The 13,241-nt window shown below is 66.8% G+C and carries 13 protein-coding genes and 1 other RNA gene; 4 read left to right on the top strand and 10 right to left on the bottom strand.

The genetic code is table 11. From position 1 onward, the window contains the following. Positions 1–109: 109 nt before the first annotated feature. From BLV04_RS01400 to BLV04_RS01370, 8 genes are all read right to left on the bottom strand, one after another. Entirely contained in the window at positions 110–454 is a 345-nt protein-coding gene (locus BLV04_RS01400; protein ID WP_093027373.1) for a histidine triad nucleotide-binding protein, read from the bottom strand. Between the two features lie 34 nt (positions 455–488). Continuing rightward, positions 489–1,085 (bottom strand): recombination mediator RecR, encoded by a 597-nt coding sequence (gene recR, locus BLV04_RS01395; RefSeq protein ID WP_093027372.1) that lies wholly within the window; start codon positions 1,083–1,085, stop codon positions 489–491. Between the two features lie 15 nt (positions 1,086–1,100). Beyond that, on the bottom strand, positions 1,101–1,424 hold the full coding sequence (locus tag BLV04_RS01390) for a YbaB/EbfC family nucleoid-associated protein (protein ID WP_040731662.1): 324 nt from the start codon (positions 1,422–1,424) through the stop codon (positions 1,101–1,103). A gap of 212 nt (positions 1,425–1,636) precedes the next feature. Then, positions 1,637–3,361, bottom strand: coding sequence for a DNA polymerase III subunit gamma/tau (gene dnaX / locus BLV04_RS01385; RefSeq protein ID WP_093027849.1), 1,725 nt, complete (start codon positions 3,359–3,361; stop codon positions 1,637–1,639). Positions 3,362–3,515: 154 nt separating this feature from the next. After that, an RNA gene (gene ffs, locus BLV04_RS01380) (signal recognition particle sRNA small type) lies at positions 3,516–3,612 on the bottom strand. Positions 3,613–3,730: 118 nt separating this feature from the next. Next, entirely contained in the window at positions 3,731–4,897 is a 1,167-nt protein-coding gene (locus tag BLV04_RS01375; RefSeq protein WP_175534443.1) for a nucleotidyltransferase family protein, read from the bottom strand. After that, positions 4,894–6,081, bottom strand: coding sequence for a PqqD family peptide modification chaperone (locus BLV04_RS24745; RefSeq protein WP_175534442.1), 1,188 nt, complete (start codon positions 6,079–6,081; stop codon positions 4,894–4,896). The genes BLV04_RS01375 and BLV04_RS24745 overlap by 4 nt, the downstream gene beginning before the upstream one ends. Positions 6,082–6,148: 67 nt before the next feature. Then, positions 6,149–6,334: a hypothetical protein gene (locus BLV04_RS01370; protein ID WP_139191842.1), complete on the bottom strand. Its 186-nt coding sequence runs from the start codon at positions 6,332–6,334 to the stop codon at positions 6,149–6,151. Between the two features lie 198 nt (positions 6,335–6,532). Between BLV04_RS01370 and BLV04_RS01365 the strand changes: the two genes are divergently transcribed. From BLV04_RS01365 to BLV04_RS01355, 3 genes are all read left to right on the top strand, one after another. Next, the gene (locus BLV04_RS01365) at positions 6,533–7,582 is read left to right on the top strand and encodes a helix-turn-helix transcriptional regulator (protein ID WP_093027366.1); all 1,050 of its coding nucleotides are present in this window, start codon (positions 6,533–6,535) and stop codon (positions 7,580–7,582) included. Positions 7,583–7,745: 163 nt separating this feature from the next. Next, positions 7,746–9,158: a hypothetical protein gene (locus BLV04_RS01360; RefSeq protein WP_342721881.1), complete on the top strand. Its 1,413-nt coding sequence runs from the start codon at positions 7,746–7,748 to the stop codon at positions 9,156–9,158. Between the two features lie 36 nt (positions 9,159–9,194). Then, complete coding sequence (locus BLV04_RS01355) at positions 9,195–10,013, top strand: fumarylacetoacetate hydrolase family protein (protein WP_093027364.1); 819 nt, start codon at positions 9,195–9,197, stop codon at positions 10,011–10,013. A 60-nt stretch (positions 10,014–10,073) separates the two neighbouring features. Here the strand turns inward: BLV04_RS01355 and BLV04_RS01350 are convergent, their stop codons facing one another. Beyond that, the gene (locus BLV04_RS01350; RefSeq protein WP_093027362.1) at positions 10,074–10,616 is read right to left on the bottom strand and encodes a hypothetical protein; all 543 of its coding nucleotides are present in this window, start codon (positions 10,614–10,616) and stop codon (positions 10,074–10,076) included. Between the two features lie 481 nt (positions 10,617–11,097). Here BLV04_RS01350 and BLV04_RS01345 point away from each other — a divergent pair, with 481 nt between their 5' ends. Next, complete coding sequence (locus tag BLV04_RS01345; protein ID WP_245731649.1) at positions 11,098–11,520, top strand: hypothetical protein; 423 nt, start codon at positions 11,098–11,100, stop codon at positions 11,518–11,520. 144 nt (positions 11,521–11,664) lie between these two features. Here the strand turns inward: BLV04_RS01345 and cysS are convergent, their stop codons facing one another. Then, positions 11,665–13,065, bottom strand: a complete 1,401-nt coding sequence (cysS, locus tag BLV04_RS01340) for a cysteine--tRNA ligase (RefSeq protein WP_093027360.1) — start codon at positions 13,063–13,065, stop codon at positions 11,665–11,667. Positions 13,066–13,241: the final 176 nt, after the last annotated feature.

The raw sequence follows: 13,241 nt of genomic DNA, 5'->3' as shown, positions 1-13,241 counted from the left end.
TGTCGTCATCGACTATCGATACGACTACGATCACGACAACGATCTCGGACGTTCTCGGAATCTCTGCTCTGCCCCGGTAGCCGTGACGCAAGGTGCCCTGCAACCACCCTCAGCCGGGCGGCCACTGCATGGGGCGCCCGCCCAGGATGTGCAGGTGCAGGTGGTACACCGTCTGCCCGGCCGCCGCGTTGCAGTTGATCAAGGTCCGGTAGCCGCCGGCGGCGATCCCCTCCTGCTCGGCAATCTTGGCCGCGGCCAGGAAGAGCTTGCCGATCAGCTCGGCATCCTCGGGCTGCACCGCGTTCAGGGTCGGAATCGGCTTGCGCGGGATCACCAGGATATGGGTCGGCGCTTGCGGGTGAAGGTCTCGGAAGGCGACCAGGTCCTCGTCTTCATAGACGATGTCGGCCGAGACTTCGCCGGCGGCGATCTTGCCGAAAATGGTATCAGACATCGTTGCGCTCCGCTCCGTTAAGAGGCCATTGGTGTCAGAGTCGGCGCCGACCGTTGAAGGCCAACGCCAGCGTTCCGCCGTCCAGATATTCAAGCTCTCCGCCCAGCGGGACACCGTGGGCGATGCGGGTCGCGCTCACCCCGTGCCGATCGGCGGACTCGGCAATAAAATGTGCCGTCGCACTCCCCTCGACGGTCGGACTGATGGCGAGGATGACCTCGCGCACCTCCCCGCCCGAAAGACGCGCGTCGAGCAGGTCCAGGCCCAGCTCCTCCGGGCCGATCCCGTCGAGCGGCGAGAGCCGCCCGCCGAGCACGAAATAGAGTCCGCGAAAGTCCGTCGCCTGCTCGATCGCCAGGATCTCGGACGGCTGCTCGACCACGCACAAGAGCCCGCCGTCGCGATGCGGGTTGGTGCAGAGCGCACACAGGTCCTGCTCGGTCAGGGTCCGGCAGCGGCAACAGCGACGGATCCGCGTCATGGCATCGGCCATGATCCGCGCCAGACGCGCCCCGCCCTCGCGATCGCGCTCGAGCAGATGGAAGGCGATGCGCTGCGCCGACTTGGGCCCGACGCCGGGCAGGCACCGCAAGGCATCGATCAACTGACCGAGAAGCGGGCGCTCGGACACGGCGACGAACCGCGCCTAGAAGGGCAGCTTCATCCCGGGCGGCAAGGGCAACCCGGCGGTCAGCTCGGCCATGTTCTCCTTCGCCTTCTCGGCCACGCGCTGGCTTGCACCGTTCACCGCCGCGGTAATCAGATCTTCGAGCATCTCCTTGTCGTCGCCCATCACACCGGGGTCGATTTCTACCCGACTGACCTGATAGCGGCCGTTCATGGTCACCTTGACCATGCCGCCGCCGGACTCGCCGACGACCTCTTCCAAGGCGAGCCGCTCTTGAGCCAGCTTCATGTCTTCCTGCATCTTCTGCGCTTGTTTGAGCAGGTTGCCGATTCCACCTTTCATCATACATTGTCGCGGGAAACCCCGGCCGGAGGGCCGAGGCGGGATAGCGCACGGCGCCGAACGCCGTCCATCTCCCGCATCCTCTCTTCTCGGTTGGCTATCTCTTTGGAAGAATCAGTCGCAGTGCGACCCCAGTCCATCCGAATCTCAGAACGGAGACTCGGGACAACGGAAACGCCCGGCGAGCCGGTTCCGAACCCGCCCGCCGGTCTTCAATCGGCCGGCTCGATACTCCCGGCGATCCAGCTCGCGTCGAGCTCGTCCTGCATCGCGCGCGCGATCGGGTCCTCCTCCATCGCGGAAACCGCCGCCTGGCGACGCTCGCCGGTCTCGCGCTCGCGTCGCTGAGCCAGGGTCTCGCGCTGCGGCCGGGCGACCTGGATGTCGAGCTTCACCTCCGTCCCCATGGTCTTTTCCAGGGCGGCTTGCAGACGCGACTCCGCACCCGCGGAGCGCAGATGCTCTGCGGCCGGGTCCAAGCCGAGCGAGAGTCGCCCGTCGGACCAGCCCTTGAGATCGCAATGATGGGCGATCTGGCTCGCGATCCCGCCCAAATCCAAACGATCGACAAGTTGGAGCCATTCCGCGTGCGAGGTGAGCACGACCGTACCCGCGGCACCCGCCATCTCGGCCGGCGCGCGCGTCGCGGATCCGGGATGATGCGCCGGCGCAGGCTCGGCGACGCGCGGCTCGGCAACCGGCCTGAGCACCGAGACCGGCGAGGACGCTGGCGAGGACACCGGCGAGCCGACCGCACCGCCGTCGGACTCGGCTGGGCGCGTCGCACCGCCGGTCGCGGCCTCGCGAAGGGTCAGGGGGCGCGGCGGTGCACGCGGCGGCTCGTCGCGATTCGAGCCCGGTCGAAACGCCAGGGCACGCAGCAGAACCATCTCGAAGCCGGCACGCGGATCGGGGGCGAGCGGCAGGTCGCCTTGCCCGGTCAAAGCCACTTGATAATAAAGCTGAAGATCCTCGGCCGGGAGCCGATCCGCCAACGCCTTCAGGCGCACGGCATCCGGATCGTCCGGGGCCAGCGTCTCGGGTACCTGCTGAAGCAGTGCCAAACGATGCAGCAGCGCGATCAGCTCGCGCAGCAGCTCTTCGAAATCCGGCGTCAGCGAGGCCACGCGCTCGACCTCGGCCAAGACACGCGCCCCGTCGCCCGCCGCCAACGCATCCAAAAGGTCGAGGATCACATCGCCCGGCTGGGTCCCGAGCATGGTGCGCACACCCGACTCCTCGACCCGTCCGCCGCCGAAGGCGATCGCCTGATCGAGCAGACTCAAGCCGTCGCGCATGCTGCCGTCGGCCCCGCGGGCCAGCAAGGGCAGCGCAGAGGCTTGAAACGCGAGACCCTCGGCCTCCAGGACATGCTGGAGCCGGGCGCGGATCTCCTCGGGCAAGAGACGTCGCAGATTCAACTGCAGACAGCGCGAGAGCACGGTCACCGGGACCTTCTGCGGGTCGGTGGTCGCGAGCAGGAACTTCACATGCGGCGGCGGCTCCTCCAAGGTCTTCAACAGGGCGTTGAAGCTGTGGTTGGAGAACATGTGCACCTCGTCGATCAAATAGACCTTGTAACGTGCACGGGCCGGGGCATAGGGGACATTGTCCAGAAGCTCGCGGGTCTGATCGACCTTGGTCCGCGAGGCGGCATCCACCTCGATGAGATCCACGAAACGACCGCCGTCGATCTCGCGACAGGACGAGCAGACCCCGCAGGGGCGCGAGTTCACGCCCTCCTCGCAGTTCAGCGCCTTGGCGAGGATGCGTGCGAGCGTGGTCTTACCGACACCGCGGGTGCCGGTAAAGAGATAGGCATGATGAAGCTGGTCGCGATCGAGCGCATTGGAGAGCGCGCGGACCACATGCGATTGTCCGACCAGATCATCAAAGCTCTTGGGGCGCCATTTGCGGGCGAGCACCTGGTAGGACATGCGTGATTCGAGCGGACGGTTTCCGTGTGGGGGGCAGATGCCGACGTGAATGGGGACGGGCATCCGGTGCCCGGGCTTGCCCGCGGCCACCGCGTCGTCCGTCCGGCCTTGGATCGCGCGACCTCGACCGCCCGTCTTCATCGGGGGCGGCGGCCGACGCCAGCCACACCCCGGCACACGCTTCAACCGCTGCGGCTGCTCCCTTCCGGGCCTGACCGGGTTCACGGTTTCGCGTTGCGAGGGGACCGGCGCAAGCCACCATGACATCCGATCCGAGAGCAAGCCCCGGATCGACGCGCAAGGTTAACAAAGCCCGAGATCGAAAACAAACGCCCGATGCCCGACTCGGGCAGCTCGAAGCAGGTTGCTTCATCGTGGATCCAGGCGTTCTCCGGACATCCGATCCACACCGGACGTCGGGCCGCCCTGGCGCCGCGCAACCCACTGCTGCTTCCAGAAGCGATATTTTTCCGGATACCAGCCGGGCGTCATCAGCCGCCGCGGCAGATTGGGTAGACGTCGGGCTTGGCGCAGCGCATCCCAACGCAAGGAGAACAGCCGATCCAGGCGCGGGGAGTCGAGCCGCCGCCAGAAGCGCATCTCCGCGCGGGAAGCCGCCGCCGTCGGCTTTACGCCCGCCGGCAGCGGCTGACCGAACAGCTCCCGCGCGGCAAGCAGATGGGCACCCATCGCATCCGCCAATCCCCGGCGCTTGAGCTCCGCCATGAGTCCGGGCCAATCGACATCGGCCGCCGCCGGCAAGGCGCGTAAGCGCGCGAACTCAAGCAGTTGACGCAGGGAGCGTCGGTCGGTCCAGAAGGCCTGATCCTGGACCTGATGATGAAGCGCATTGTGCAGCAGCCGGTCGGCCGGGGTCGGAATCCGGATCCGCAAGCCATCCCAGTCATGGGTTTCGGCCCGGGCGAGCACAGCGCACAAGGGCAGCGCCTCCTTCTGAGGCTTGCCGCTGAACAGATCGTAGTGCAGTTCGACGTAGCCGTCCCCGGACGGATGGATGAGCGGCGGCAGATGATGCCCGGTCGTGACGGACCAGCACACGGACTCGACATTGGGCGCCAGATAATGATGGTAGCCCGCGGACCGGAGCGCCGCGCTCCCGCGGTCGACCTGATCGGCCGGCACGCCCAGATCCAGATCGCTCAGAACCCGCGCAAAAGCCAGCGGGTACTGATCCGGCAGCAGGGCGATGGCGCCCTTGAGCAGGACAGGGACGATGTCGGCCTGATTCAGGATCGACAGGGTCTCGCGCAACACGTGAAGCAGCCGGCGGTTGCGGTCGTCATTACGCTCATGAAGGTAGGCGAGTGCGTCGCGGACGTCCTCCGGCATCGGCTCGAGCGCATCCCGGAGCAGTTGTCCGGCATACAGGCTCGGGGCGACCAGCTGGACCGTAGCCAAACCATAGAGCGCCCGCCAATCGTCGATCGGGCCGGCGACCGGCCGATCCGGGCCCGCGACATCGGGGGCAAGCAGGGCTGCCAGCGTCCGCCAGCGGCGGCCGGGCGCAGAGCTCACGGCCGCGCACCCGCCGTTGTCCGCAGGCACGCGGCAACCTGCTGCAGCCCGATGGCCAGGTTCGGATAGGTCAGGGCGAAGGCCGGCAGGGTCTCGATCCAACGGGCCAAGGCATCCACTTTCTCCTGCGTGAGGTCGCGGATCACGGCTTCGGCATTGATGATCCCTTCCAGCGCCTGGACCGGGGACAGCGGCGCCACCCGGGCGGCCTCCTCCGGGGCATACCGCGGAAAGAGCAGACGAACCGGGCGCACGGGCCGGGTGACGACGGGGCCACGGGGAGGCACGAAACGCACCCGTTGGCCGAAACGCTCCAGCACCGGCGCCTGCTCCAGGTCCGGCCGGCAGGTCGCGAGCACCGGCCAGCTGCCGGGCTTCAGACAGAGCGGCAGCCCCAGACCCAGCAGGTCACCGCTGCGGATCACCGGCACCACGTCGTCGTTCAATAGACCAAAGCCTTCGGCATTCAGCGCCGCCGCAAGCGTGGTCTTGCCCGACCCGCCGGGCGCGATCAGCAGCAGCCCCCGCCCGTCCGGCGCGACCAGACCGGCGCCGTGCAGCACGATCAGACGCTCGGCGGTCCGGCAGCCCAGAGTGGCCAGGGCGGTGACAGTCGCGACGAGTGCCGCGTCGAGCCCCTGACCGCACTCGACGGTGTCGCCGTCGCGCGCGAGCAGCCAGTCATCGACCGTGCCATGCAGAGACAGATCATGATCCACCCGCACGGGCTCTCCCTGCTCCGGCTCCGGCTCCGACGCTGGCTCCGGCTCCGGCGACAGCATCCGGGCGAGGCGCCGGCGGATCGCCGCCGCCTCGCACCTCAGCCCGATCCGGCGATCGGCCAGCCAGAGCGCCCGGGCGCCTTGCTCAAGCGGGCGCGGCCGGGGCGCGGGCCAGACCGGCTCGGCCGGTGTGCCGAAACGCCAGTCCGCGGGGGTGTCGGCGCCGACGTCGAGCAGTCCGGCGCGCCGCCAGTCGGCCACCAGGGCCGCGACCTGATCGCGCGCCAGCTCCGGCGACAGCGCGAAGCGCTCCACGAGCAATCCGGCCAGCCGCGTCGGCGCCACGCCGGCGGCATGCAGATCCCAAAGCGCGCTCGCGGATGCGTCGAGCAGACACAGCCGCCGATCGCCGGGCCGGGCGAGCAGGCGGCTGTGCCCGAGGGCGGTGGAGAGGATCGTCATTTTGAGCTTGTCGTTTGCGACGCTGCCGTCGCCGCCGCAGTCAGCATGATCGGCGCGGTCCAGGCGACTAGGGAGTTGTCGAGATGGGCGGCGCTGCCCGTGCCGTGGCAACCAGCGTCAGCATGGCCGGCGCGGTCCAGGCGGCCAGGGCGCCGAGGCGGGCGAGCGCGGCGCGGCGCTCGGGGTCGGCCATGTCCGGGGCTTGATCGTCGGTCGCGGTTTGGGGAGAGGTCGGATCGTCGTTTGGGTGCATCGTCGGGCTCTCGTCGGGGTGATATGCATCGCACGTCTGCATGTGGGATAGTTGATCCGCAGACGGCCTCGCGGGCTTTCAATGTGCTCCCTGACTGTATGAACGATCAAATGGCGCCTTCTACCATCCGACGACTGATTTATACCCCTGCCGCATACCGATGATCCGAGATCGCCTGACATCGCGTGCTCCAAGGCGATGAGTCGCCCGACTCTTCCCGCCCTCGATGTCCGCTGGCTCACCGATACGACGACCACCGGGGAGCGCGTCACTGTTCCGGGAAGCGGCGACCTGCAACGGGTGGACTACCCCATTCCGCCCGAGATCGGTCACGGTTGGTGCGATCGCCTGCCCTTGGCGCACGGCATCTCGTTGTTTCAGGGCGTGCATCGGTTTCGGCCCGAGGTGACCGGGCAACGGGTTCCTCTGGGCGAATTTCGCTTCACCTTCCCCGAGCCCACGCTGGTCATCCAAACGATCCAAGGCGGGACCATTTGCCACCAAGAGTCTTATCCCCACGCTGAATTCATCTATCAACCCGGCCACGACTTCTTCCGCCGCGCGGACGCGTTGCAAGTGATTCCGCTGATCGAGGCTTCTGCCGACAGTGCAATGACCGCCCTCATCCTGGCCGAAGACGTTCTGGCTCAACTGATCGGCGAGGAACTGGCGGCGACGCTGATCGCCCGGCTCGGCTTGGAGACGCGGCCGGTCGTCAAGGTGCGTCCCATACCGATTCGCGTCTCCGCCCCGCTGCGGGCGGCGCTCTCGCTGCAGTTGCAGGGAACCTTGCAGCGATTGTTCGCCCAATCCAAGGTTCTGGAGTACCTGTGTCTGCTATCGGCGCAGGTGATCACGCCTGACCTCGCGCCGCCCCGACTCCAGTGCCGGCAGGATCGGATCCGAGAGCTCCACGACTATCTGACGCACTTGGAGGGGCGGTTGCCCAGCCTGGATGACTTGGCGGTGCAATTCAGGATGCCCGCACGGCGACTCAACACGGCCTTCGCCGAGCAATACGGCTTACCGATCTACGCCTTCATCGCCGACTGGCGCCTGAACGAGGCCTATGTGGCGATCCGCGACAGCGAGGTTGCGCTCAAGGTTCTGGCGGACCGATTGGGTTACTCCCATGTCAACCACTTCAGTCGGTCCTTCAAGCGCAAGTTCGGCTATCCGCCGGGCAGTCTGCGGCGCGGACGGCGGGTCGCGAACGACGAGACGGGATCTGAGCCAGACGAGGTGTGACGGGCGACACTGCGATGCCTCCCGGGATCCTCGGCCTGCGAGGTAAACCATGCGCTTCTTCGCGACGCAAGGCCCGGTGTTGCAGAGCAGCTCGCCGGCGCCGCCCTCGAGGCCTTTCTTGCCCGATGGTGCGCCCGCGCGCCTCGGCCCCCGGTGCTGCTGTATGACCCGAATCGACCCGACCGCTCGGGCGTGGCAGACTTGTCGGGTCCGACCCGTGGCCGGGTCCGAGCACCCGACACGGCCGATCCCGATGGCTCGGGATCCGCGCACATCGACCCGCCGAGGCATCCTGATCTCCATGCGTGCTATCGCTCCGCTCATCCTTGTTCTCGGGACGCTCGCCGTCGGCGGCGCCGGCGATCTCGCCGCCGAGACCGACCTCCCTGCGGCCGTACCCTCCGAAGCCGAACCGGATGTCTGGAACCGAACCCTCGAGACGGCCACCGGATGGTGGCAACGCTCGCGCGACTTTGCCGACCGGGCGCTCGCCGATGCCAAAGGACTCTTCGCCGAAGATCGGGATTTCGCCCGCGTCTGGGAGAACGTCGTCCCCACCCTGGATTCGGCGTTGGTACTGGAAGAGCGCCACGGCGAGCTGCCCGAGAGGACCTGGTTCGGGACCGACCAGCGCTCCAATCGCGAGGAGATCAACGCACTGCTCGACACGGCGGTAGAGATCCTCTCGACCTCGCCGATCCAAAACTACCGCGAGCGGATCCGGATCCTCCAAGCCGAGATCGAGAAGGCCCGGGCGGGAATCGCGGACGCCCGTCAGAAACGGATCTCCGCACCTGCAGAGTCCACCCTCAAGAAGACGGTCGCGGATTACGATCGCTCCATCGCGTCGCTGGAGGACGACATCGATCGTCTGAACGGCGAGCTGGCCGCGGTCAAACGGGAGTTCGCGGGCGAGCTGCGCCAAATGGGCATCGACCTGGGCGACGATCAGATCGAGCTGCTGCTCTCGACCGTGGTCGGCGACAACATGGTCGACCTCGGCATCCTGTTCGACAACGTCAAGGCCATCACCGCTCAGCTCGAGGTGCTGGTCGCCCAGAGCGGCGAGGATCTGCAGAGCGCGCGACGCTATTACGGCCTCTATGTCGTCCTGCTGCAGGCGCTCAACCGCATGCACCTGCAGATCGAGGAGGCGATCGGCGAACAGTATGTCCCGCAGATCGACGCCATCATCGCGCGTGCTCAAGAACTCTCCGGCGAGACACGAGCGCTGCAGCGCGAGTCGCCGGGCCGACAGGAGGTGCTCGCGGCCAACCTGGAGGCACAACAGCTGACCGTACAGGCCGCCGAGATCTATCGCCAATATCTCAGGGACCAGGCGGCCCAGGTGAAGCAGGCCAGACGCGAGCTGGAGAAGGATATCGCCGCCGCCTGGAACACCTACGAGACGGTGCGGGTGTCCGGCGAGCTGGTGAGCCTGGTCCGATCGAGCCAGCAGCTTCTCGAAGGACTCATGAATCGCCAGGTCCCGGCACTGCGCCCTTTCGAAAACCTGGAGATGCAACGCGAATTCCAGAAACTCACCGAGCAGCTGCGGAACCGCAGCGCCGGCTGAATCCCGTATCCATCCGCTATCGACGAGACCCCGAACATGAAGATCGCCCGCTTCCTCGATACCCACGGCACCATCCACCTCGGCACACCGATCGACGCCGGGCACGCCCGCCGGCTCGGCGGGCACCTCTACGAGGGCCTGACCGAGACCACCGACGAGATCGCGGTGGCACGCTGGCTGGCGCCGATCGCACCCGTCAACGTCTACGGCATCGGCCTGAACTATCGCGCCCACGCCGAGGAGACCGGGGCCGCCATCCCGGCCAACCCGGTCGTCTTCATGAAGCCCACGACGGCGATCACGGATCCGGGCGAGCCCATCATCCTCCCGAACGCCTGCGAGCACGGCCCGGAGGTCGACTACGAGGCCGAGCTCGCCGTGGTCATCGGTCGCACGGCGCGCGACGTCCCGGTTGCGTCCGCGCTCGATTACGTGTTGGGTTACACCTGCGCCAACGACATCTCCGCACGGCGCTGGCAGAAGGAAGGCGGCGCCGGCCAATGGATTCGCGGCAAGAGCTTCGACGGCTTCTGCCCCTTGGGCCCCGTCCTGGTCACCGCCGACGAGATCCCCGACCCGCAGTCACTGAGCGTCACCTGCACACTCAACGGCGAGCGCGTCCAGACCGGACACACCAGCGACATGATCTTCACCATCGCCGAGCTGATCGCCTTCCTCAGCCGCGACACCACACTTCTGCCCGGCACCCTCATCATCACGGGCACCCCGCCCGGTGTGGGCTTCGCGCGCACCCCGCCGCTGTTCCTGAGCGCGGGCGATCGGGTCAAGGTCGAGATCGAGCGGATCGGGGCGCTGGAGAACCCCGTGGTGCAGGCGATGAAGGGGACGATGTAGGGGCGACTTTAGTCGCCCAGTCCACGCTTACATGGAACCAGGGGGCGACTAAAGTCGCCCCTACAGCGCGTCGTTACGACCACGATCCAGGCCGCCGAGGGGCAGATGACCGAAGACGATATCGCCCTCGGTCCCGTCATCGAGGGCGATCTTGCCGATGCCGTTGCGGCCGTCGCTCGCGCGGATGACGTCGGCCCAACCGTTGCGCCCGTCGTCGCAATAGACGTCGAAGACGGCGTCGGCCGAGCCGGTGAAGGCGTTGTAGCCGCCACGGCAGCCGTTCCGGCCGTTGGAGACACGGAAATCGGCTTTGAAGGGGTTGGAACGGTAGTCGCCGATGTAGACCTCGCCGTCCATGATGACAGCGAAGGGGCCGGAGGTGGAATAGCCAGGGGGCAGCCGACTCGGTTGGCCGCGGTCGATCTCGTCCAGCACCTGGCTCACGCAGGAGGAATAGGACTCCGGATCCAGGTGCGCGCAGAGCCGCCGGCCGTAATCCATCGGCGAAACGCTCGCACCGATCCCGCCAAGATGATTCGGCGGCACGAGTCCGCAGGCCCCGAGCAGGAGCGGCAACAGGGCGACGAGATGGCGTCGGGTCATTAGCGTTCTCCGCGCAAGACGACCGGTAAACATCGCGGGCCGGACGGTCGTGTCGGGACGGCTGTCGCTGCCGGTCGAGCCCGCGTCGATGCCGATCCTTGCCCGATGAGCACCCGGTCAGTTTAGGCCCAATCGCCCCGGCCGGGGAGCGATTTCAAGCCGTCTTCCGGATCCCGGGGAACGGTTCAGTAATAAGTATCACAACCCGACGAGAGGATACCTTTACGACGATTGTCGTTGTCGTTGTCGTTGTCGTAATCGGATTCCGGACGACTACGACAACGATTCGGTGCTCGACTTATTTCTGACACGTTACTGGGTCCGGCGGTCCAGCGATTCGGCAGACGCCGGGCGCGGCGCACGAAACGCGTGCGTCGCACCCTGCACAGCGGAGCGCTTTCGGACTACAGTGGCCGCAACGGCGCGCCCCGGATGCGGCCGCCCCCGATCTCGAATCAACCCGACACGGAGCGACTCAGGGATGCAGACCAGGCCATTCATCCACGGATTCAAGCGCGGCGAGGGGCGGCCCGAGGCGACTCGCGTCGGCGCGCGGCCAAGCGCGCGTCTCCTCGCCCTTGGCCTCTCGAGCCTGCTCCTCGCCGCCCTGCCCTTCGGCTGTGCCCAGTCGCCGAGCTTGCCCGAACAACTCGCCGAGCTCAGCTGTATCGGCGGCTGCCAAGGCGCCAGAGACAAGTGCAACGCCGATGCGCGCTACGACTATCGCCAATGCCAGGCAGGCTACAGCGAGGCGTTCGTCGACTATCGCCGGTGTCTGGCCTCCGCATTCGAGCGCTCCGAGTGCGGTTATCCCTGGTGGTCCTGTGCGGAGAATCTCTACGGCTATTGCGCCAATCGCGCCGCCGAGTGCGAACAAGCTTGCCGCGCACGCAGCGCACCCTAACACCACCCGAATCCAAGCAAAAAACCTAGGATCTGTAGGGGCGACTTAAGTCGCCCCGTTCGGCCGGAGGGCGACTGAAGTCGCCCCTACCCTCTTGCGATGCTTACTCCCGAAAATCGCCTTAAACGCAATCCGGATCCAAGATCACGCCCCGCGGCGCCAGGCCGTTCCGCTCGGCCCATCTTCGAGACCAATGCCCGCCTCGGTCAGCAGCTTGCGCAGCCGATCGGCCTCCGCCCAATCCTTAGCGGCGCGGGCGGCGATACGCGCCTGGATTAAGGTCTCGATCTCCGCGTCCGACAAGCCGCCGTCGTCGGCCCTGCCGCGCAGGTAAAGCTCCGGATCCCCCTGCAGGATGCCGAGAATGCCGCCGAGTCGGCGCAGCACCGCCGCCGGGCCGGCAGCGGCGACTGGATCATCCGCTCGGATGCGATTGACCTCGCGCACCAGATCGAACAGGACCGCAAGCGCCTCGGGCGTATTGAAGTCGTCGTCCATCGCGGCATGAAAGCGCTCGACGAAGGGTGCGGCAACGACGGCATCCACCGCGTCGGACGCGAGGTCCGGCACACCGCGCAAGGCCGTGTAGAGTCGGGTGAGTGCCGCTCGGGCCTGCTCGAGATGCTCGTCGTCGTAGTTCAGCGGGCTTCGGTACTGGCTGGTGAGGATGAAATAGCGCACCTCCTCCGGACGGAAGCGCTGCAGGATCTCGCGTACGGTGAAGAAGTTGCCGAGCGACTTGGACATCTTCTCTTCGTTCACGCGCACGAACCCGTTGTGCATCCAGACGTTCACGAAGGGCTCGCCGGTCGCACCCTCGGACTGAGCGATCTCGTTCTCGTGATGGGGGAACTGCAGATCTGCCCCGCCGCCGTGGATGTCGAAATGATTGCCCAAGGCGCAGGTGCTCATGGCCGAGCACTCGATGTGCCAGCCGGGCCGGCCGAGTCCCCAGGGCGACTCCCAGACCGGCTCGCCCGGCTTGGCGGACTTCCAGAGCGCGAAGTCCAGCGGATCGCGCTTGGCCTCGTCGACCTCCACCCGGGCGCCCGCGCGCAGGTCCTGCGGATCTTTGCCCGAGAGCTTGCCGTAGCCGGGAAAGCGCGCTACCGCGTAGTAGACATCGCCGTTCTCGGCGACATAGGCGAGCCCCTTCTCGATCAGGGTGCCGATCATGGCGAGGATCTCGTCCATGTGCGCCGTTGCGCGCGGCTCGTCGGTCGGCGGCAGGATCCCCAGCGCATCGGAATCCTCGTGCATCGCCCGGATGAAACGCTCGGTCAGCGCCTGCATCGGCTCGCCGGCCTCGGCGGCACGGCGGATGATCTTGTCGTCGATGTCCGTGATGTTGCGGATATAGGTCACCTCGTAGCCCAGCGCACGCAGATAGCGGTAGACCACGTCGAAGACCACCATGACGCGCGCATGGCCGAGATGGCAGTAGTCGTAGACGGTCATCCCGCAGACATACATGCGCACCTTGCCGGGCTCGATCGGCTGAAAGGGGTCTTTCCGGCGGGTGAGGCTATTGTGGATCTGCAACATGGAATGCACTCGCGAGTGGGTAGGTCCGGGCCGCAGCGGCCCTTGGAGCCGAGGTTCCGGCAAGGGCGGCATGGTAGCAAAGCCGGGGATGCGCGCGTGAACCCGCCTTTCCCGGAGCCCGCAAAGCCCGTACCATTATTAAACCGCGCCCAGTGCGGTAAGCGATGTTTTTGGAT

Source organism: Thiocapsa roseopersicina (genome assembly GCF_900106925.1).
Classification (GTDB): Bacteria; Pseudomonadota; Gammaproteobacteria; order Chromatiales; family Chromatiaceae; genus Thiocapsa; species Thiocapsa roseopersicina.
This window is presented reverse-complemented; position numbering and strand designations above follow the sequence as displayed.